Genomic DNA, 20,501 nt, shown 5'->3' on the forward strand with positions numbered 1-20,501 from the left:
ATTGTTGGTTTTCAGATAATTCCAATGACATGTCGTTCAATACCCGCAAGATCAGGAATGATTTGAATTTCGGAATAGTATCCTGTAGATCTTACCAATTCAGCTACTTGATGGGATTGTCCCATTCCAAGCTCGAAACCGATGATCTTTGGAGGAGCTGCGAGTAACCGAAGCTGCTCCATCATTGTCCGGTAAGGATTTAATCCATCCGAACCGCCGGCGAGTGCTGTGCGTGGTTCATAAATACGCACTTCGGGCTGAAGCCCTTCTATCTCCTCATCAGGGATATAGGGAGGGTTAGATATGAGTATATCAATGTTCTCTCCAGCAAATGGCTCTAACAAATTTCCCAGTTTAAAGGCTATGTTAACACCATTCCGTTTTGCATTCACCTTGGCTACCTCCAGCGCATCTTGCGAAATGTCACTGGCAGCAACATGCCAGCTTGGACATAAATGAGCGAGCGTCACTGCGATGGCACCGCTGCCCGTTCCGATATCCGCTACACGCGGGCTGCCCTCCGGCCATAGCCGCTTACCATGTTCCATAACCGCTTCGACAAGCAGTTCAGTCTCCGGCCTTGGAATGAGCACCGCGCTATTCACGGCAAAGGACAAGCCATAGAACTCCTGCTCTCCAATAATATATTGAGCGGGTTCGCCTGCCGCTTTACGATTAACAACTTCTTCCCATAGCGTTCGCTTCTCCATTGGAAAAGGCTCGAGAAGCGACATATAGTATGCAGCACCTTCCATCCCAAGCACATGCCTTAAGAGCACCTCTGCATTACGCTGCGGCTCCATAATGCCCTTCGCTTCTAAAAAAGAAGAAGCCTCTACAAAGGCTTCTCTTATACTTGTCTGTGGTGTCATAACAAATTCCGGTTTATTCAAAGCGTTATTCACCTTTTTCCATCAATTCAGCCTGCTCCGCAATGGTCAGAGCTGATATGATCTCTTCAATTTCACCATTCATTACTTGATCGAGCTTGTGCAGCGTCAGCCCGATGCGATGGTCAGTAACTCGGCTTTGCGGGAAATTATAAGTCCGAATCCGTTCACTGCGGTCGCCTGTACCGACTTTACTCTTCCGTTCACCGGCATATTTCGCTTCTTCTTCTTGGCGCATCATATCGTAAATGCGGGCACGAAGTACTTGAAGCGCTTTTTCCTTATTGGAGTTCTGCGATTTACCATCTTGGCAAGTCGCCACAATCCCTGTTGGAATGTGGGTAACACGCACCGCTGATTTCGTCGTGTTAACAGATTGTCCGCCCGCACCGCTGGAGCAGAACGTATCTACGCGGATATCTTTATCCAAAATTTCAATATCCACTTCTTCAGCTTCCGGCATGACAGCAACCGTTGAAGTCGATGTATGGATACGGCCGCCTGATTCCGTACTTGGAATACGCTGCACACGATGCGCTCCGCTCTCGAATTTCATTTTGCTGTAGGCACCGCGTCCGTTAATCATGAAGATAACCTCTTTGAAGCCGCCCAAATCATTGACGTTCGCATCTAGCAACTCTACACGCCAGCCTTGGCTATCTGCATAACGAGTATACATACGGTATAAATCAGCTGCAAACAGCGCTGCTTCATCGCCGCCAGCCGCTCCGCGAATTTCTACGATAACATTCTTATCATCGTTTGGATCTTTAGGCAGCAGCAGAATCTTGATTTTCTCTTCCAGCTCCTGCTGACGCTTCGTCAACTCGTCAATTTCCATTTTAACCATTTCGCGCATTTCATCATCGAGCTTCTCTGCTTGCATCGCTTTAGCTGCTTCGAGCTCTTCAATAACTGTTTTATATTCGGAATAAGCCTCATAGATAGGCTGTAAATCAGATTGTTCTTTAGAATAATCCCTCAGTTTCTTCGCATCGCTTGCAACATCGGGATCGCACAGCAACTCGCTTAACTTTTCGTAACGATCCGCAAGGGATTGCAATCGGTCTAACAAAGAAATTCACCTCTTCTAATATATATTTTATCCATTCATAACGGTCTATTCATTTATAGAAAGACTTGTTAAAGAAATTTATTAACAAAATTAATTTCAGTGAAAAGTCGTATTCCCTAGTAAATCTAATGATGATTGCTAGGTAAACGACTCTTTATTATATCACAGAACAATTTACTTGACTATATTCAGGACGACCATTCAGTATAGTAAATATATATTTTGGAAAATATTGCAGGGTTTGTGAGCTGAGCGTCGTCTAACGAAATGAAGCAGGAGGAGGGAGAGGACACTGGAAGAACAGAAGTGGATACAGGCCGTGCTTTCGGGACACCGGGATGAGTATTCGAAATTAGTAGCTCGATATCACAACATGGTGTACCGCGTATGCCTCAAAATGACAAGGGATGAAGAGTCCGCGAAGGATCTGGCCCAAGAAGTGTTTATGAAGGCGTACCGGGCACTGCCGACGTTTCGTGAACAGTCCTCTTTCTCAACTTGGCTTTATCAAATTTCGGTGCGCAGATGTCTAGACTTTAAACGCGTGAACGATCGGGAATGGCGTCACCGAAGTTCCGAAGCTGTGAGTGAATCGCACATCGTGTCATTGCAAACACCCGAAGATATTGTGCTCAGCAAGGACACCAGCCTAATGCTACATAAGATGCTGGATGAGCTGGCAGAGCCGTATAAATCAGTAGTCAAACTGCACTATTTCCATCAATATTCATATCAAGAAATTGCGAACGAGACGGGAGCTACAGTCAGAACGGTTGAGTCGCAGCTGTACCGCGCCAAACAAATGATGCGTAAGAGAGGGGCTGATTTAAGGTGAGATGTAATGATGTTCAAAACCAAATGTCAGCGTATGTCACTCATGAACTTGCTCCAGAAGCAGCCCGCTTGGTGCAGCAGCATATCCATACCTGTGCCAAGTGTCACGCTTGGTATGAAGAGGTGACGGAGATGCTGCACATTTGGAATGAAGCCGAGCATTCTTCAAGCTCTTATGATCTTGTGGCGGAAGTGATGACAAAATTAGCTGTTGCCTATCCAGATGCTCCTTCGATTACTGAGACGAAGAAACGCAGACTCGTAAACTCCCAGCTTTATCATTACGGTTTAGTCGCATGCTTGACGATCATCATGTTTCAATTTGGCGTATTTGAAAAACTAGGTTATGAAATTTCTAGTGTAAACAATCATTTTGCAAGCACATTAGAGCTTTTATTTCAATCTACTGCAAAATGATTCATACTGCTTCATATTATGATTAGGAGGCTCTTCAATGATTCAAAAAAAGAGATGGTTAGCGTTTTGGCTCGCTTTTTTTCTGCCGGGAGTCGGTCATCTGTATCTCGGTTTTAATAAGCTTGGACTGCAGTATATGATTGGCTTCTTTGCTTGCATTGTCCTGATCCCATCCATGCCATTAGTATTTCCGTTTGCTCTTGCGATCATCTGGTTTTATCAACTCTTCGATGTTCTGCAAAAGGCAACGCGTCTAAAGCTTATTATCGCTGACTATGAACGGATAGCGCTTGGACAGGATTCCTACCTTGATAGTCCTTGGAGTTATAACAACCCGGGCGCAATGAACCTATATGCGAAGGAAGATGCTATTCACCCGATTTGGCTCGGCGCAGGCTGTGTTGTGACGGGGGCTCTGTTCCTATTCGTCACGGTCTTCCCTTCCGTTTGGCAATGGTTAACCGATAATCATATTTTCAGCATTTTGCTCTCGATCGGTTTGATTGGCTACGGATTAGTACTCATCAAAAAGAACTATAGAACAAGAAAGGACGAAGAAATGCTATGAAACCCCGAAAAATAGGCATATGGACGACAGCAATCGGCCTCATCGCCGTTGGCGTCATCATCATTTTGCACATTAGCAGTATCGTCTCTATCGACGCACTCAAGTACTTATGGCCGCTTTTATTAATTTTATTTGGAATCGAGGTCGTTGCTGCGCAGTTTAGAAGTTCTGAGCAAAAAGTTAGATTTAGCGGTTGGGGGGCGGTTCTGCTTATCGTTCTATTGCTGTTTAGCATTGCTCAATCGGCAGTACCCGGACTCTCTGGATCTCTTTTCTCCCCAAAATATATGAGCGCGGTAAACGGTACGGTGGATATTGATAACAGCATTAAGCATGTTGAAGTACAGATACCTGAAGGGAAGATAACGGTAACCGGCACCGACTCCTCTACATTAAACTATGACGGGAAGATGAAGTCAGCGGCCAAATCACAATCAGAAGCGGATCAATTCGTTCAGTCCAAATGGAAGGTACAGAAGTCAGGAGATACACTTCAAATCATTTATGATCAGTCGGAATTGATAAATATCTTTTCACTCAGCTTCTTGGATCAATCGAAACAGCCGTACTTAAACATTCAGCTTCCGAACCGGCTTATGACCGATGTAAATACAAGCAATGGCTCTGTAACAGCTAGTCTGCTAAATGCAGATATTACAATGACAACTTCGAACGGCTCGGTTAAAGCAGATCACATTAAAGGCAATGTGACTGCCAAATCAAGCAATGGATCGATAACTGTAGGGCAGATCGAAGGAAGTGCAGATGTAAATACGAGCAACGGCTCCGTTACGCTGGATGACATCACTGGAACCGTAACAGCACGCAGCTCAAACGGAGCAATTAGAGGCGATTCCCCTGTGCTTAGTTCTTGGAGTTGCCGTACGTCCAATGGCAGCATCAACCTAACAATTCCGGCTGATACAAATGGAACATTCACGGCTGATACGTCCAATGGATCTATCAAGGGTGACGTACAGTGGAACAAGAATGATGACAATGACCATGGCACAGCCGTCCTAGGCAATGGAGCGAATAAAGTCACACTGAACACTTCTAACGGAAGCATTAATGTTAATTTTGCTCCATAAGGGGTTGAGTATTTTAGTAGCCTATAAGCACGAGACAAGAAAAACCACCGGGATTAGCTCAAAAGCCAATCCGGTGGTTTGTCATGAATGCAAAATAAAGCTAAAGCTCCTTAACTCCGCTTCGTCCCCGCAGCGCGAAATAGACTGCTGTAATGACAAGCGGGTATAGTACGGCCCATCCGACAAACGGGAAAATAATCGCGGTTAAAATGAATGATAACCAACTGATGCGAACCCCCCATTTCCCATCTTTCAGCAAACGAATGGCTGCGGCACAACCGCCTAGATACGTTAATATAAAGGTAGCATTGGGCAGTTGAATGAGTGTCGTTAAAGATACTAGTCCTGTCTTATACAAAACAAGCACAGAAATAAAACAAATCGTTAAAAATAATAGTCCGCCTACTGGCGTTCCATACTTGTGAGATACAGCCCCGAACCATTTAGGTGCATCGCCTTGACGCGCCAGCGCATAAGCTAATCTGGAAGCCGCACCTGCGTAGGCAATAACGGTAGCGGTACATATAAACATGGCGGTCACACCAGCTAAAATCGCACCGCTGGGACCAAGCAGCTTCTCGATGACAATAACCAATGATGCATCTGAACCAGAATTACCGTAACTGTGAGTGCCTACCGCGGCCAAAGCAGTTAAGAAATAAAGAACCCCTACGATAACCGCTGCAACCGACACCCCTTTAATCGCTTCACGCTGAGGGTCTACGAATTCCTCGGATAGGTGGGACACAGCCTCCCAGCCAATAAAGCACCAGAACAAAATGGCCGCCGCCTGTCCTACACTCGTCCATCCATGAGGCATAAACGGCGTGAAATGGACTGCCTCAACATGAGGTACCGCACCTATGATCGCAAGGATCAATACAGCGATAATTGCTCCAACAACAGCAATTTGCACAATACCCGCCAGCTTCATTCCTACAAAATTAATCATAAGCGCTAATAGAAGCATGATTGCCGCGAGCAATACGCGGACGTTGTCTCCCCATCCGAAAACGGATGTCATATACCCTGCACCAGTAAGTGCCGCTACAGGTCCTCCAATAGGAACGGACATTAAGAAAAACCAGCCTACTAGTGTGCCAGACTTCTCACCAAACGCTCGCTTAACGAAAGAAGATACTCCGCCCGCATCCGGATATTTAGCGGATAATAGACCCATCACGAGAGCCATCGGCAGTACCAGGATAGACATTAATCCCCACGCCAATAGTGAAGCCGGACCGGCAATTTCAGCAGCTAATCCCGGAACGATCAGAACACCCGAACCTAACACAGCGCCGATATATAGAGCTACAGCTTGGGGAAGACCAATCGTACGGTTTAATCTTGTCTTTTGCATTTTATGCGCCTGTCTATGTGCCTGTACATGACTCATTTATAAATCCAACCTTTACAATTTTGTATTTCTATTGCATACTCCCACATCTTAGCAGATAATCATTATATCAGTAAAACGAATCATTTCGATTTCATCAATCGGAAATTATGATGGAGAAAGACGGTGTAGCAAAATGGACCTAAAACATTTACACACCTTTAAAGTGGTTGCGGAAACCAAAGGTTTCACCAAAGCCGCTGAAACGCTGTCCTATGCTCAGTCCAGCGTAACTGCACAAATACAAGCGCTTGAAGAGGAGCTTCAAACGAAGCTGTTTGACCGGCTCGGCAAGAAGATTATACTCACTGCGTCAGGAGAGAAGCTGCTCCCTTACGCTGTGAAACTTCTTGAGATGCATGATGCAGCTCTAAACGACATCACCTCAGCAAACGAAACGCCGACAGGCACATTAACGATTGGGGCACCGGAATCACTTGCCGCTTTCCGATTGCCGGCAATCATCAAACAATATACAGAGAAGTATCCGCAAGTGAAATTAGCATTACGTCCAGGTGCTTGCTGGGAGCTGCGCAACCTTACTCGAAGCGGTGAGTTGGACCTCGCCTTTACACTCGAAACAGAACTTAGTGATCCCGATTTGCACATCGAGACACTAGTCATCGAAGAAATGGCGCTTGTCGCTCCGCCGACTCACCCGCTAGCCGCATTCGATCAATTACAAACAGAGGATTTAAGGGATGTTACTTTCCTCCATACCGAGCCGGGATGCAGTTACCGTTCGTTGTTTGAAAAGCATTTAAACAGCCGCGGCATATTTACAAATACCGACCTTGAATTTTGGAGCATCGAAGCGATTAAAAATTGTGTCATGTCAGGATTAGGCGTCTCCTTCTTGCCGCAAATTGCGGTGCAGAACGAAATTGAGTCCAGAAAGCTCGTCGCCCTGCCATGGAGCGATCCTTCATGCAGTGTCGCTACCCAAATGGTCTACCATCCGAAGAAGTGGATGTCGCCCGCGCTCAAAGAGTTCATTGAGATTACACGGGAACACGCTGCTCTGTGGAGAAACTAAAAAAAAGACTGCCGGTATATACCGACAGTCTTCATTATTTCTAATGTTATACGTTAAATCGAAAGTGCATAATGTCGCCGTCTTGTACGACATAATCTTTACCTTCCAGACGAAGTTGACCGCGTTCTTTGGCTGCGTTCATCGAGCCTGCTGCAATGAGATCATCGTAAGAAACGACTTCCGCACGAATAAAGCCGCGCTCAAAATCAGAGTGAATAACACCTGCGGCTTGAGGTGCTTTCGTTCCTTTACGAATCGTCCATGCACGAACCTCTTGTACACCCGCTGTGAAGTACGTGTACAAACCAAGCAAACGATATGCCGCTTTAATTAGACGATCCAGACCGGAGCTTTCAAGGCCTAGCTCTTCAAGGAACATCGCTTTATCTTCGCCTTCAAGCTCGGCAATTTCCGCTTCCACTTTAGCGCTGATCGGCACCACTTCAGCGTTCTCTGCTTTAGCGAACTCGATCACTTGTTTCACGTACGGATTATTCTCCGCATCTGCTACACCATCTTCACTCACATTAGCCGCATACAGTACTGGCTTCAGCGTGAGAAGATGAAGATCGCGAATAATGACCTTATCTTCTTCGCTCAGCTCAACACTGCGTGCCGGTTGATCATTGTAGAGCGCTTCTTTCACACGTTCAAGCACTTCTACTTCTTGAGCGTATTTCTTGTCACCGCTCTTCATATTTTTACGGGAACGTTCAATTCGTTTCTCCACGCTTTCAAGGTCAGCAAGAATAAGTTCCAAATTGATCGTTTGAATATCATCAATTGGGCTTACTTTACCATCTACGTGCGTAATGTTCTCGTCCTCAAAGCAACGAACAACATGTACAATCGCATCGACTTCACGGATGTGAGCCAAAAATTTATTGCCGAGGCCCTCCCCTTTGCTCGCACCGCGCACCAAACCAGCGATATCCACAAATTCAAATGCAGTCGGTACAGTACGGTTAGGTACAACCAATTCAGTCAGCTTGTCCAGACGTTCATCGGGTACTTCTACCACACCAACGTTTGGATCAATCGTACAAAACGGATAGTTGGCAGATTCCGCCCCCGCTTGTGTTATTGCATTAAACAATGTAGATTTACCAACATTTGGCAAACCTACAATTCCCGCTTTCAAACCCATATCTATAACAACTCCTTACTGTGTATTAACCTAATTCAATAATCATGCCCTGCAAAATATACCAATAAATCCCTTGCTGTCGCAATAGGGCCAAAACACCTCTACCATTATAACTAGAAAGTAAATAAAAACCTAGTATGCACACAAAAATTGGCTCAAAAGAACAGTTATTCCTGCATAAATCCGTCCATCCTGACGAACAATGGAACCGATAATCCATTAAGGAGGTGCCCGTTAATCTATGGAAAATAAAACACACAAAGGCAATTACAAAGGTACGAACCATATGAAAGCTAAAAATCAAGATATGGCGTTCGTAAATGATACTCTAGACGATGCCAAATCCGTTCACCCATTCTCGCAAAATAAGAAAAAGACAGATTAATGGAGGGTAATCTGCTTTCGTTTTAAAGTCGCAGAAGACGATTTGTCGTCCGCAGCGCATCTATATCAGCAGCACCAATCCCAAACATGGCGATGCGCAGCTCCAGCTTCACTCGCTCAAGCACAGCTTCAAGCTTCTCTACAGAGTCGACCGCTGCGCCGAGGACCGCTCGTCCGTACCCTGCTAGATTTGCACCAAGCACGAGTGCTTTCGCTGCATCAACACCTGTGCGAAGTCCGCCGCTGCCTATGACTGTACTGTGCGGAACCACCGCTCGTACTTCTTTGATGCATTCAGCGGTAGGAATGCCCCAATCAGCGAAAGCCTCTGCAGCTTGACGGCGAATTTCATCGTTATTACGAAACTTCTCGACTTGGCTCCAAGAAGTGCCTCCTGCGCCGGCTACATCAATGAACGAAGCCCCTGCTGACAGCAGCTTCTGGGCTGTCTCACCATCGATGCCCCAGCCTACTTCCTTAACTCCAACTGGAACTGTCAATTGGCTGCACAGTTGTTCCAGTCTGGATAACAATCCGCTAAAATCTGTATTCCCTTCTGGCTGAAATATTTCTTGGATTCCGTTCAAATGAAGGACGAGCGCATCCGCCCCAGCAATTTCTATCGCCGCCCTCGCATCTTCGATACCAAATCCGTAATTAAATTGTACGAGTCCTAAGTTAGCAATAACAGGGATCGTTGGCGCAAATTTCCGCACATCAAATGTATAAGCCAGTTCCTTACGCTCTACAGCCGCTCTTATTGAACCGACACCCATTGCCCATCCGCAGTGCTCAGCAGCTATAGCAAGCCGTTCATTAATACGACCCGTCTCTCTGCTGCCGCCAGTCATCGAGCTGATCAACAGCGGTGTGCGGACAGTTCTTCCGAGAAATGTCGTATCTAATCGTATTTCATTGAAATCAAGCTCTGGCAGCGCACTGTGCCGAAATCTGTACATCTCAAAACCCGTTGTAATGCCTTCTCCAGCCACCTGCTCCTCTAATGCAAGCCGAACATGCTCGCTCTTCCGATCGACTGTAGATGGTTCATCTATTGGCTTGTCCATGATTGCGTCTCCTTCTCTGCTACATCAAATGATTTAATTACAAAAAAAGATCTGGCAGCAAAAGCCGTCAGGTCTTTTTATTTATGAATTATTTTATTATTTCACGTTTCTACTTTATTATTTTACTTTATTATTTCACGCTCACACATTCTGCTTTGAGCAGACAACGATCATTGCAGAGCCGGCCTTTACCATGCGGTACACACATTGGCGTTCCGAAGATCGGATCTTGAGCAATGATGCAGTCCATACAAAATACTTCTTTGACCATCTGAGGAGTCAGTACATCTTCAGGAGCACCTTGGGAATGAACGCCCTTATCTTTCACCGCGATAATATGATGCGCATAACGGCAAGCCAAGTTCAAATCGTGAAGAACCATGACGATCGTTCTTCCTTGCTCTTGATTCAGTTCATAAAGAAGGTCTAAGACTTCAATTTGATGGCTTAGATCGAGATAAGTCGTTGGTTCGTCAAGCAAAATCAAATCTGTATTCTGTGCAAGCGTCATCGCAATCCACGCACGCTGCCGTTGTCCGCCAGATAACGAATCAACGGGACGATCCGCCAAATCTGTTAACCCGGTCATTCGCAGCGCATCGTTTACAAGACGCTCATCTTCTTCACTCCACTGTTTCAGCCAAGTCTGGTACGGATAACGTCCTTGCTTAACCAGTTGAAGCACGGTAAGCCCTTCTGGAGCACTCGGTCCCTGAGGCAGAATCGCCATGTTCCGTGCAACTTCTTTCGTAGAGGAACGATGAATTTCCTTGCCGTCAAGCAGCACAGAGCCGCTCTTAGGACGCATCAATCTGGCAAGGGAACGAAGCAGCGTAGATTTCCCGCAACCGTTGCTGCCAATAAGCACCGTGACTTGACCTTCTGGAATTTGTAAATCCAAATTCTCGATAATAGGAGTGTCCCCATAAGCCAACGTTAATGCATTGGTTTGTAACAGCGTCATTCCCGGTATCCTCCTAGTCATTAATATATTTACAGTCCGTTTATATTTACACACTCAATATCATTGATAATCATTATCACAAATATAAAGTGATCTTCATGAAATGTCAATGAAGAGATTGTGAACATGGGCCCGCTTATAACAGCGGTGATAACAAGCGGGCTCCCGATTCTAACAGCCGTTTTACTAACTTTTTATTTCTATATTCCTTCGGATTAATCAAACGTGTATTAAGCAGGTCGCGCTTGAAATCGGCGACCATTTTTTGAACACTTGCTGTTCCAATGAGCAGCGCATTAACCTCGAAATTTAAATGGAAGCTGCGCATGTCCATGTTAGCTGTTCCGACGGTCGCTACTTCTCCATCAATAATAAGAAGCTTCGAGTGTAGAAATCCTTTTTCATACTCATAAATCTTCACACCCACCTCCAGCAGCGATGGGAAGTAAGAATGCGATGCGAGATATGGCGTCCATTTATCCGGCTTCGCTGGAAACAGGATGCGAACGTCGATGCCAGATAGAGCAGCAACCCGCAGTGCGCTAAGGATATCGTCATCAGGGATAAAGTAAGGTGTTGCGAACCATACGGACTTCTTCGCTGAAGTAATCATGGAGAAAAAAATATTTTTGAGCGCAGGCCTCTCATTGTCTGGACCGCTGGCAATAATCTGCACAGCGCCATCATGAACATTCTCAATGGTCGGAGAGAAATAGATCGGCTCTAATATTTTTTCCCTAGTCATGTACAACCAGTCTTTCAAAAAAATCATTTGAAGGGTGCGAACCCCTTCCCCAGTCAATTTCATATGTGTATCACGCCAAAATCCATATGTCTTGCTGCGGCTTAAATATTCATCTCCGACGTTAAGCCCGCCCATAAAGGCTACTTTTCCATCAACAACGACAATTTTGCGGTGATTCCGATAATTCACTCGGCTGAGCAGCACAAGAAGCTTGGCCATGCCAAAAGCGACAACTTCAACGCCTGCATCCTTAAGCTGTTGTACAAATGATTTCGGCAAAGTAAGGCTGCCAACCGCATCATACATAAATCGAACCTTGACCCCTGCCTTCGCTTTCTCGATCAATACTTGCTGAATTCTAGTGCCAATGTCATCAGCTCGAAAAATGTAATATTCCATATGAATATGATGCTGCGCTTGTTCAAGTGCGTCTAAAAGGGCAGAAAACGTCTCTTCGCCGTTCGTCAAAATATGAGTTCTCGTCGTAAACGAAACCGGAGTGCGAGCAACCCGCTGAGACAGTTTAAGCAACTTTTGCTGATCAGCAGTAAATTTCGATAAATCATGATTATAAATCATCGCTTGCTTCTGAATCATTTCATACGAGCCTTGGTCGCGCATTGCTTTTTTATCATACTTGCGGCGTTTAATATAATCTTGTCCGAACAAAAAGTATAGAATAAGCCCGCCTACTGGCAAAAGAGCGAACAGCAAAAACCAAGCCAAGGTGCTTGAAGGATTTCGATTCTCCATGAAAATGCCGAACCCAATCGATATGATGATCAAGGTCGCAACAATGCTAACAATCGTTCCCGCTGTTTTTCCTATAATATCGAATCCGATGTAATACAGAAGAAAGATGATAATTAGAGTAAGAACGATTTGAAAGCCTCTTCTCATCGATGTACCTCATTTCTAAATGCTGCTTGCAGGATATATTTTACATGAACAATTTAAATGTTCCTACAATATTTTACAAAATCCGTTGAACTTGACAAGAGTTATTATTTTACGGGACGATGAAGTGATGAATTTAATATATCCATTTCTTGACTAAGTAGAAGCAAATTATAGGAGGAGATCATGATGAATCGAAATTGGAGTTATGTATTCATAGGCGGAATCATTGAGGTGATATGGGTTTCGGGATTAAAACATGCTTCCACATGGTTGGAGTGGCTTATAACTGCAGCTTCGATTGCCCTAAGCTTTTGGCTTATTATTGAAGCTTCCAAACGCCTGCCTGTAGGGACGGTCTATGCCGTGTTTACCGGACTTGGTACAGCGGGTACCGTTATTGCTGAAATGCTCTTTTTTCATGAGCCGTTTCATTTAACCAAAATCATTTTAATCGCCTTACTGCTAACCGGCGTTATTGGACTTAAATTTGTAACCGATCAAGATCGCAGCAAGGAGGGAACTGTATGAGCTGGTTATTTCTTGTCATTGCGGGCTGTTTTGAAGTACTCGGCGTGATCGGAATGAAATGGGCTGCACTTCGAAAAGGGTGGAAGGCATACATTTTGCTAGGCTTTTCTGGCTTAAGCAGCTTCTCGTTCTTATCTCTAGCTATGAGAGGACTACCGATGGGTACTGCATATGCAGTATGGACAGGAATCGGAACGGTAGGCGGGGCCTTATTAGGTATGTTTTTATACAATGAACCTAAGGAATGGAGAAGGGTTTTATTTATCGTGATGATCTTAGGATCGGCGGTTGGTTTAAAGCTCATCTCATAGGGCATTTGCATATGCCTTGCGGAATGATTTATAATCTTTCTGACCGTTCAGTCAATTTTTAGAACTCTATGGTTCTAGAAGGGAGCAGCGATGTACATTTGCCGGATAAAATAGCTGATAAAAAGAAGCAAATTATAAAAACTTCGATGCATCTATTTGCACAAAAAGGAGCTCACGCGACATCGATGCAGGAAATTGCGGAGCTGTGCGGCATATCGAAAGGGACGCTGTACCAGTACTTCAAATCAAAAGAAGAGCTTGAACAAAGTATTTTTCAATACACGTTCCAGAGCTTGTACGAAGAAATGGTGCAAGTGGAGAAGGATTCACATCTTTCGTTAAAAGAAATTTTTGTAAAACAAGTCGAAGTCCTTCTTAATCATGCTATGGAGCTTCATGAATTTTTCATGGTTCAGTTCCAGAAGCACATCGGAGCACCTGAAGAGCACCCTTGGCAACAACAATATATGATGCAGCTGAATTTAGAGTCGTTACGCTGGCTCCGGCGGAAGCTCGAAGCCATGTATGGTCCCGATATCGTTCCTTATTCAGCTGACATTCTGCTGCTTATTAAGGGCGTCCTCTCCTCTTACGTTCCTCTGCTGATCGGCAGACTGAAAGTCGCACTCGACTTTCCAAAGTGGAGCGAAAATTTGTGGGATATTATGGACATGTATGCAGCGAGCTTGCTCCGCAAACGTCCGGAACCGATCCTTCCTCTTGATGCGCTTCCAGAATGGAGTAATGGAGAAGTAGAGACGGGGCATGAGCATCGTCATCCCTTTGTCATTATTCGTGAATTGAGAGAGGCGCTAAAATTGTCAGCCATGAATGACCAAGACCGTGAAGATGCGCAAGAATCGCTCCGTATACTTGAAAGTGAACTGATGGAACTGAAACCGCGCAGAGCCATTGTGTCAGGTATGCTCAGCAATTTAAGAGAGATTGAAGAACATGCCGATATGGTCGATGAGCTGAACCAAAGCATTCATAAACAATAGAGATACATAGAGAGGAGCAGAATCAAACTGATGAAAAGCATAATAAACTTTTCGCTGAACAATAAGTTCGCGATTTGGATTCTGACGGTTATCATCACCGCTGCAGGTATATACAGTGGACTTACGATGAAACAAGAATCCATTCCTAACATTAACGTCCCATTTTTGAGCGTGACGACAGTGGACCCAGGAGCAGCTCCTGAAAGCGTAGTTCAAGATGTGACTATTCCGCTTGAACAGCGGCTGCGTAATATAGACGGGGTCAAAACCATTACCTCGACATCGATGGAGAATGCCTCTAATGTGAACATAGAGTTCAACTACGGCACAGATCTTGACCAAGCTACAGCTTCCGTACGTGAGGCGCTCAATGAGGTGAATCTGCCGGAAGGTGTACAGAAACCATCCATTTCGAAATTTAGCTTCAGCTCCTTCCCGGTCATTACGCTCAGCGCATCAAGCAATGATTCAGAAAATTTAGAGGCATTGACACGGATCATTGAAAATGATGTGAAACCTGCTATTGAAAAACTCGACGGGGTAGCCTCCGTACAAATCGCAGGACAATATGTCAAAGAAGTACGCCTGAAGTTCAATGAACAAAAAATGGCTCAGCTCGGGCTTAGCCAAAATACGGTACAGCAAGTCGTTCAAGCGTCTGCGATTCGAGTGCCGCTCGGCATGTACGCGCTGGAAGGACAGCAAAAAGCGGTTGTCGTTGATGGCAACATCATGAATCTTAATGACCTCAAGAACTTAGCTATTCCAGTTACGCCAAGCACCGGAACTGCCGCTGGCGGCGGGGCCGCTGCTACAAATTCCGAAAGCAACCCAGCTACAGCTAGTGTGAACGGAGCTTCTATGCCGCAAGGCGGTATGGAAAAACCTGTGGCTGCCGGCGGTATGACATCTGTACCAACGAGCATTCCAACGGTCAAACTGAGTGAGATCGCGAACATCGAGCTCGTCGGCCAAGCAGAATCGATCTCCCGTACAAATGGCAAACAATCGATCAGTATTCAAATCGTGAAGGATAACGACGCCAATACCGTTGATGTCGTAAACGAAGTAAAAGATAAAGTAAAAGAGCTCCAAGGTGAATTTTCCAATTTACAGATGACGATTATGCTTGACCAAGGTAAACCGATTGAAGATTCCGTTAGCACAATGCTCAGTAAAGCTGTGTTCGGCGCCTTGTTTGCGGTCCTTATTATCCTCATCTTCTTACGCAATATTCGTTCGACAATTATTTCGATTGTTTCGATCCCGCTCTCACTGCTCATTGCAGTTCTTATATTGGATCGATTAGATATTACACTGAACATGATGACACTCGGGGCAATGACCGTGGCCATTGGCCGGGTTGTGGACGACTCCATTGTCGTTATCGAAAATATATACCGGCGCATGTCGCTAACGAGCGAGAAGCTAAAAGGACGCGATTTAATTCGTGAAGCGACGAAGGAAATGTTCGTGCCGATTATGTCTTCTACGATCGTTACGATTGCTGTATTCTTGCCGCTTGCCTTTGTAACAGGTATGGTTGGCGAACTGTTCTTACCGTTCGCGCTGACTATGGTATTCTCTCTGCTCGCATCCCTGCTTGTAGCGATTACGATCGTGCCCATGCTTGCACATACGCTCTTTAGAAAAGGACTTAAGCAGACGCATAATCATGATGAGAAGCCAAGCAAGTTAGCTCTCGGCTATCGCAAAGTTCTCAATTGGAGTTTATCTCACAAACTGATTACCTTCGGTCTGGCGATTCTGCTGCTTGTAGGCAGCGTACTTCTAACTCCGCTGATCGGCACAAGCTTCCTTCCAGAACAAGAGGATAAATACGTGATGATTACGTATTCCCCGCGTCCTGGTGACTTACTTGAAAATGTTGAGCAAAAAATGACGAAAGCTGAAGCTTACATTTTGAAACAAAATGGTGTTAAAAAGATGCAGTATTCCATCGGCGGCAATAATCAGATGCCTGGAGCCGTTTCGTCCTCCAACTCTGCCCTGTTCTATGTGGAATACAACAAAGACACTAAAAATTTTGAAGATGTCAAAAAGAATTTAGTCGAGTCATTGAAATCTGTTGTTCCTACAGGTGACTTCAGCATCATGGATATGTCCGGCGGACTTGGCGGAAGCCAGCTTAGCGTTAGTGTATTCGGCAATTCGCTGGATGATATTAAGAAAGTATCCGATCAAATTTTGAAACTAGTTCAAGCGGATACGAAAAACTTCGATAAGGCCGATACAAGCTTGTCTAAATCTTATGATCAATACACCTTAGTTGTGGATCAAGAGAAACTTAGCTCCTACGGCCTAACTGCAGGACAAATTGCTATGAAACTCAGTCCTGTAAGGGAACGTCCTGTATTAACCGAAGTGAAGGAAGACAATAAGACATATAAGGTCTATATCGAGACAGATAAAGCAGCATACAGCAGCATTAACGATATAGCCAATGAGAAATTAACGTCACCGCTTGGCACGCAAGTTACCATTAAAGATGTCGCGAAGGTTGAAAGAGGAACTTCGCCGAATGCCATTACTCGTACAGACGGCAAAATGGTTGTAACGGTAAACGCGAAAATTGTGTCAGCTAACGTAGGTCAAGCATCGAAAGATCTTCAGAATAAGATTGATCAAATCGCGAAGCCTGACGGTGTTGAAATTAAATTCGGCGGTGCGACCGAGCAAATGAATAATACGTTCACACAGCTTGGCCTAGCGATGGCTGCAGCAATCGCCATTGTCTACTTCGTCCTCGTTGTGACGTTTGGTGGCGGACTTGCGCCATTTGCCATTCTATTCTCCTTGCCGTTCACCGTCATTGGCGCTTTTGTTGCCTTGCTGTTGGCTGGAGAAACGCTGAACGTATCGTCACTAATGGGTGCACTCATGCTCATCGGTATTGTTGTAACGAATGCGATTGTGCTTATCGACCGAGTGATTCATAAAGAACGTGAAGGTCTGTCAACGCGCGAAGCGTTGCTCGAAGCTGGAACAACGCGTCTGCGCCCAATTCTCATGACAGCTCTTGCCACAATCGGCGCGTTGCTGCCGCTTGTAAGCGGCCTCGAGAACAGCGCCGGCATTATTTCTCGCGGTCTCGGTGTTACGGTCATCGGCGGACTTATCAGTTCTACTCTCTTGACGCTCGTCATTGTGCCTGTTGTGTACGAATTTTTAATGAAATTCCGCAAGTCTAAAGTGCAAGATTAATCTTCTAAGTATGGCTCCCTATTTAAATATTAGCGACCGCCTTTCCTCACGGAGGGCGGTCGCTGTTCTATTTGCTCAGCATTCGTTACAATAAGTAACGACAGGAGCGCATCACGTAGATAGCATCCTCCTAAAAAATCCCTATTATGACTTATTTTTTTCTAAAATATGGTTTGTATCCCCTTTCAACAAGTGATACATTGGAATTGGGAAACGAATACAGTGCCTTTAGCCGCATCTATTTACTTCATATGAAAGGAATGGGTTGATTGCCACGTTTCGCAGGAAGAATTCTCTCTTCTAGCCTTATTCTTAAACTGTTCAGCTTTTTCTCATACGGATCGATGGCCGTATTCATCAGCTTCTTCCCTTTGTATTTACAAAATATCGGGATGGACAAGCTGCAGATCGGTTCGCTTATCGCAATCGGCTCCATTGTATCGCTGTTTGCGCATCCGTTCTGGAGCTACATGGGAGATCGCTCACAAAATACACGCAGCATCGTCGTCATTATGATGACAGGAATGCTCTTTCTCATTCAAATTGTTTTTCAACTGAACACGTACACGCTTATTTGTGTCTTTATGTTGTTATTTTATTTTTTCCAGACACCTTTATTGAGCCAGATGAACACACTTGTTTTAAATTACATGGACACTCCATCAAAATCTTTTATTTCTTATCGAACATGGGGTACATTAGGCTCAGCTATATTCGCACTCATAGCGGGGATTACAATAAAAAACTCGGCAGTATGGAACGTATCCACGTTATTAACCATTCTCATCTTAATCGCGATTGGAACGGTCCTCGTACTCCCTCCGCTGCGCAAGCCATCAGATACACCAATTCTGACTCCAAGCGGTTTTCGGAAAGTGCTTAATCCCTATTTCCTTGCTTTTATGATTTTAGCCGTCCTTATATCGATTCCGACTGCCATGAATACGGCGTTTGTTACGCTGTATATTACAGAGCTCGGCGGAACGAACACGATGGTGGGGCTTGCGGTTTTTTTATCCGTTATATTAGAAAGCGCAGTATTCGTATTATTCGATCGATTCATGAAACGTAAACTAACACTTATGATTGGTTTACTTGCGCTCATAAGCGTTCTGTACGCCATAAGATGGTATATAACCTCTGAAGCGACAAGTCCGCAAGAAGTAGTACTCACCCAGCTGATGAACTGCTTTACGTTTGGCGGTTACTGTTATTTAGGAACTCAGCTCACCATGCTGTTCATTCCTAGACCGCTCAGAGCGCATGGACACGCTCTATATACGCTCACTTCAAGCGGTATATCTTCGATGATCGCCGGATTACTTGGCGGCTGGTTGTTCCAGAACTTCGGGGGAAGTATGATGTATACGGTATGCGTAGCACTGGCGCTTTTCGGTGCCTTAGGTTTTGCGCTCATGGCTTATTCCATCTACAAAAACGGCTATCAGCCCCAATTGTACTCTGAAGAGTAATATGCAGGGCAAAGAGGCAGACCTGAATTCCGACATCGATGGAATTTAGGTCTGCCTTTTGATTCTTCATCATTGTCTATCCCCTAATAAAGCGTAAAGTAACAGTGGTGCCAATACCAAGGTCGCTGTCGATCTCGATGGATCCGCCATATCGTTCCATGATCGTCCTCGTAATGGCGAGCCCAAGTCCCGAACCTCCCTTGCTTCGAGTGCGCGAACCTTCTGTCCGGTAGAACCTGTCAAACACATGCGGCAGCTGCTCTTTAGCAATTCCGATCCCAGTATCCTCTACGGTCAATACAACTTCATCTGCCTGAATATCATGAAGGATACGCACTACGCCTCCGGCAGGAGTATATTTAAGCGCATTCTCAATAATATTGCGCAGCACTTGATAACTGCTGCCTGCCGGCATTCGAATCGGAATACTTTCTTCCAGAACCGGACCAGTTACGAAGGACAGCTTTACTTCCGGATTGACATGCACCGTCTGCGGCAGCAGCTGTTTAAGCGTAGCCGCGAGATCAGATATCTCACCCGCATCTTCTGGTATCCCGTCTTCAGCCTCTGCAAGCAGGAGAAGCTGCCCAACCAATTCCTTCATTCTCTTCGTTTCATTCATAATAAAACCCAATGATTCATCCATCACTTCAGCAGACGATTTCCCCCACCGGTGTACCATGCTCGCATGCCCCTCAATAATCGCAAGCGGCGTCTTTAGCTCATGCGAAGCGTCAGCCACGAAGCGGCGCTGCTTCTCAAAAGAGGTATCCAGCTTATGCAGAAAACTATTGAAGGTCTCTGCGAGTTGATAAAGCTCATCCTTTGCGGAAGGCAGCCGCAGGCGGCTCGATAAATTGTTCGCTCCGATGCTGCGCACCTCGCGTATCATGCCGCGAATAGGGGCTACAGTAGAGCGGGCTACAACGAGGCCTGCGAACGCAGCCAAGACAGCGGTCATTGAGGTGGCGAGCAGAAGAAGCCTGCCTACTTCACGGAGAGCGGCCGCACTTTGCGAAAGTCCACTCTCTGACAGCCGCAGCTTCACGCGGCCAAACGCAGGCAAATCAATAACACGCTCGGCCTTACGCAACATGTGATCAGACTCCTTCTTGGAGCCTAGATCATCTAAAACGACATCGTCGCCATCTAGCAACTCAAGGCGCTGCCCCGGATTCAGTTCGCTGGCCAGCGGCGATAAGTCCGGAGCAAACACGGCCGCTGCTCCGCTTCCTTTCCCTCTTCCCGGGTTTAGTAAATGAGGAAGAAACTCTACTTCGCCAATCTGAATTTCTAATTGTCTAAGCTTTAAATCCAGCATCGCAGTCTCCTGCTGAGCTGTCCAATGGCGAAACGTTACATACACAAAAATGTTAGCAATGATAGCTACAATTAATGAAGCTGCGGCAATAGATAAGCTGACTTTCCTTGAAAATGTCCATGTATTCAT

Annotated in this window: 19 protein-coding genes; 11 read left to right on the forward strand and 8 right to left on the reverse strand. The window is 45.4% G+C overall.

Annotated features, from left to right (window positions below; all coding sequences use genetic code 11):
- Window positions 1-11: 11 nt before the first annotated feature.
- Together prmC and prfA are read right to left on the reverse strand one after the other, a co-directional pair.
- Complete coding sequence (gene prmC / locus J2Z20_RS07865; RefSeq protein WP_415640008.1) at window positions 12-893, reverse strand: peptide chain release factor N(5)-glutamine methyltransferase; 882 nt, start codon at window positions 891-893, stop codon at window positions 12-14.
- Between the two features lie 4 nt (window positions 894-897).
- Window positions 898-1,965, reverse strand: a complete 1,068-nt coding sequence (prfA, locus tag J2Z20_RS07870; protein ID WP_209847795.1) for a peptide chain release factor 1 — start codon at window positions 1,963-1,965, stop codon at window positions 898-900.
- Between the two features lie 310 nt (window positions 1,966-2,275).
- Between prfA and J2Z20_RS07875 the strand changes: the two genes are divergently transcribed.
- Genes J2Z20_RS07875 through J2Z20_RS07890 form a run of 4 tightly spaced genes read left to right on the forward strand, consistent with a single transcriptional unit; the run spans window position 2,276 to window position 4,875 of the window.
- Window positions 2,276-2,800 carry an RNA polymerase sigma factor gene (locus tag J2Z20_RS07875; protein WP_342454287.1) on the forward strand — a complete coding sequence of 175 codons (525 nt, stop codon included), beginning with the start codon at window positions 2,276-2,278 and terminating at the stop codon, window positions 2,798-2,800.
- Window positions 2,797-3,216 (forward strand): anti-sigma factor family protein, encoded by a 420-nt coding sequence (locus J2Z20_RS07880; RefSeq protein WP_209847801.1) that lies wholly within the window; start codon window positions 2,797-2,799, stop codon window positions 3,214-3,216. Before J2Z20_RS07875 ends, J2Z20_RS07880 begins: the two co-directional genes overlap by 4 nt.
- Before the next feature lie 37 nt (window positions 3,217-3,253).
- Complete coding sequence (locus J2Z20_RS07885; protein ID WP_209847804.1) at window positions 3,254-3,784, forward strand: hypothetical protein; 531 nt, start codon at window positions 3,254-3,256, stop codon at window positions 3,782-3,784.
- Window positions 3,781-4,875, forward strand: coding sequence for a DUF4097 family beta strand repeat-containing protein (locus tag J2Z20_RS07890; RefSeq protein WP_209847808.1), 1,095 nt, complete (start codon window positions 3,781-3,783; stop codon window positions 4,873-4,875). The genes J2Z20_RS07885 and J2Z20_RS07890 overlap by 4 nt, the downstream gene beginning before the upstream one ends.
- 100 nt (window positions 4,876-4,975) lie before the next feature.
- Here J2Z20_RS07890 and J2Z20_RS07895 read toward each other — a convergent pair whose 3' ends face one another.
- The gene (locus tag J2Z20_RS07895; RefSeq protein ID WP_245252104.1) at window positions 4,976-6,271 is read right to left on the reverse strand and encodes an APC family permease; all 1,296 of its coding nucleotides are present in this window, start codon (window positions 6,269-6,271) and stop codon (window positions 4,976-4,978) included.
- 136 nt (window positions 6,272-6,407) lie between these two features.
- Here J2Z20_RS07895 and J2Z20_RS07900 point away from each other — a divergent pair, with 136 nt between their 5' ends.
- Window positions 6,408-7,307 (forward strand): LysR family transcriptional regulator, encoded by a 900-nt coding sequence (locus tag J2Z20_RS07900; RefSeq protein WP_209847811.1) that lies wholly within the window; start codon window positions 6,408-6,410, stop codon window positions 7,305-7,307.
- Between the two features lie 46 nt (window positions 7,308-7,353).
- On the opposite strand, the gene ychF is transcribed toward J2Z20_RS07900, so the two are convergent.
- Complete coding sequence (gene ychF / locus J2Z20_RS07905; RefSeq protein WP_209847814.1) at window positions 7,354-8,454, reverse strand: redox-regulated ATPase YchF; 1,101 nt, start codon at window positions 8,452-8,454, stop codon at window positions 7,354-7,356.
- A 241-nt stretch (window positions 8,455-8,695) separates the two neighbouring features.
- Between ychF and J2Z20_RS07910 the strand changes: the two genes are divergently transcribed.
- Window positions 8,696-8,839 carry a hypothetical protein gene (locus J2Z20_RS07910; RefSeq protein ID WP_209847817.1) on the forward strand — a complete coding sequence of 48 codons (144 nt, stop codon included), beginning with the start codon at window positions 8,696-8,698 and terminating at the stop codon, window positions 8,837-8,839.
- 22 nt (window positions 8,840-8,861) lie between these two features.
- Here J2Z20_RS07910 and fni read toward each other — a convergent pair whose 3' ends face one another.
- The 3 genes from fni to cls form a co-directional block, all read right to left on the reverse strand.
- Window positions 8,862-9,905, reverse strand: coding sequence for a type 2 isopentenyl-diphosphate Delta-isomerase (fni, locus tag J2Z20_RS07915; protein WP_209847820.1), 1,044 nt, complete (start codon window positions 9,903-9,905; stop codon window positions 8,862-8,864).
- Window positions 9,906-10,035: 130 nt separating this feature from the next.
- Window positions 10,036-10,869 carry an ABC transporter ATP-binding protein gene (locus tag J2Z20_RS07920; RefSeq protein WP_209847824.1) on the reverse strand — a complete coding sequence of 278 codons (834 nt, stop codon included), beginning with the start codon at window positions 10,867-10,869 and terminating at the stop codon, window positions 10,036-10,038.
- Window positions 10,870-11,005: 136 nt separating this feature from the next.
- The gene (gene cls / locus J2Z20_RS07925) at window positions 11,006-12,514 is read right to left on the reverse strand and encodes a cardiolipin synthase (RefSeq protein ID WP_209847826.1); all 1,509 of its coding nucleotides are present in this window, start codon (window positions 12,512-12,514) and stop codon (window positions 11,006-11,008) included.
- A gap of 186 nt (window positions 12,515-12,700) precedes the next feature.
- Between cls and J2Z20_RS07930 the strand changes: the two genes are divergently transcribed.
- From J2Z20_RS07930 to J2Z20_RS07950, 5 genes are all read left to right on the forward strand, one after another.
- Window positions 12,701-13,042 carry a DMT family transporter gene (locus J2Z20_RS07930; RefSeq protein WP_209847829.1) on the forward strand — a complete coding sequence of 114 codons (342 nt, stop codon included), beginning with the start codon at window positions 12,701-12,703 and terminating at the stop codon, window positions 13,040-13,042.
- Window positions 13,039-13,353 carry a DMT family transporter gene (locus J2Z20_RS07935; RefSeq protein ID WP_209847832.1) on the forward strand — a complete coding sequence of 105 codons (315 nt, stop codon included), beginning with the start codon at window positions 13,039-13,041 and terminating at the stop codon, window positions 13,351-13,353. The genes J2Z20_RS07930 and J2Z20_RS07935 overlap by 4 nt, the downstream gene beginning before the upstream one ends.
- Before the next feature lie 98 nt (window positions 13,354-13,451).
- Window positions 13,452-14,354 carry a TetR/AcrR family transcriptional regulator gene (locus tag J2Z20_RS07940; RefSeq protein ID WP_209847836.1) on the forward strand — a complete coding sequence of 301 codons (903 nt, stop codon included), beginning with the start codon at window positions 13,452-13,454 and terminating at the stop codon, window positions 14,352-14,354.
- A gap of 30 nt (window positions 14,355-14,384) precedes the next feature.
- Window positions 14,385-17,579 carry an efflux RND transporter permease subunit gene (locus J2Z20_RS07945; RefSeq protein WP_209847839.1) on the forward strand — a complete coding sequence of 1,065 codons (3,195 nt, stop codon included), beginning with the start codon at window positions 14,385-14,387 and terminating at the stop codon, window positions 17,577-17,579.
- A gap of 269 nt (window positions 17,580-17,848) precedes the next feature.
- Window positions 17,849-19,051 (forward strand): MFS transporter, encoded by a 1,203-nt coding sequence (locus J2Z20_RS07950; RefSeq protein ID WP_245252106.1) that lies wholly within the window; start codon window positions 17,849-17,851, stop codon window positions 19,049-19,051.
- Window positions 19,052-19,127: 76 nt separating this feature from the next.
- On the opposite strand, the gene J2Z20_RS07955 is transcribed toward J2Z20_RS07950, so the two are convergent.
- Window positions 19,128-20,501, reverse strand: a complete 1,374-nt coding sequence (locus J2Z20_RS07955) for a sensor histidine kinase (protein WP_209847842.1) — start codon at window positions 20,499-20,501, stop codon at window positions 19,128-19,130.

Source organism: Paenibacillus sediminis, from assembly GCF_017873765.1.
Lineage (GTDB): Bacteria > Bacillota > Bacilli > Paenibacillales > Paenibacillaceae > Paenibacillus_AG > Paenibacillus_AG sediminis.

What these genes read in the sequence shown, in the direction of transcription:
- J2Z20_RS07890 (WP_209847808.1), top strand. Translation starts at nt 3,781, where the DNA reads ATGAAACCCCGAAAAATAGGCATATGGACGACAGCAATCGGCCTCATC.
- J2Z20_RS07920 (WP_209847824.1), bottom strand. Translation starts at nt 10,869, where the DNA reads ATGACGCTGTTACAAACCAATGCATTAACGTTGGCTTATGGGGACACT.
- J2Z20_RS07945 (WP_209847839.1), top strand. Translation starts at nt 14,385, where the DNA reads ATGAAAAGCATAATAAACTTTTCGCTGAACAATAAGTTCGCGATTTGG.
- J2Z20_RS07885 (WP_209847804.1), top strand. Translation starts at nt 3,254, where the DNA reads ATGATTCAAAAAAAGAGATGGTTAGCGTTTTGGCTCGCTTTTTTTCTG.
- J2Z20_RS07930 (WP_209847829.1), top strand. Translation starts at nt 12,701, where the DNA reads ATGAATCGAAATTGGAGTTATGTATTCATAGGCGGAATCATTGAGGTG.
- fni (WP_209847820.1), bottom strand. Translation starts at nt 9,905, where the DNA reads ATGGACAAGCCAATAGATGAACCATCTACAGTCGATCGGAAGAGCGAG.
- J2Z20_RS07910 (WP_209847817.1), top strand. Translation starts at nt 8,696, where the DNA reads ATGGAAAATAAAACACACAAAGGCAATTACAAAGGTACGAACCATATG.
- J2Z20_RS07935 (WP_209847832.1), top strand. Translation starts at nt 13,039, where the DNA reads ATGAGCTGGTTATTTCTTGTCATTGCGGGCTGTTTTGAAGTACTCGGC.
- J2Z20_RS07895 (WP_245252104.1), bottom strand. Translation starts at nt 6,271, where the DNA reads ATGAGTCATGTACAGGCACATAGACAGGCGCATAAAATGCAAAAGACA.
- J2Z20_RS07955 (WP_209847842.1), bottom strand. Translation starts at nt 20,501, where the DNA reads ATGAATACATGGACATTTTCAAGGAAAGTCAGCTTATCTATTGCCGCA.
- ychF (WP_209847814.1), bottom strand. Translation starts at nt 8,454, where the DNA reads ATGGGTTTGAAAGCGGGAATTGTAGGTTTGCCAAATGTTGGTAAATCT.
- J2Z20_RS07900 (WP_209847811.1), top strand. Translation starts at nt 6,408, where the DNA reads ATGGACCTAAAACATTTACACACCTTTAAAGTGGTTGCGGAAACCAAA.
- cls (WP_209847826.1), bottom strand. Translation starts at nt 12,514, where the DNA reads ATGAGAAGAGGCTTTCAAATCGTTCTTACTCTAATTATCATCTTTCTT.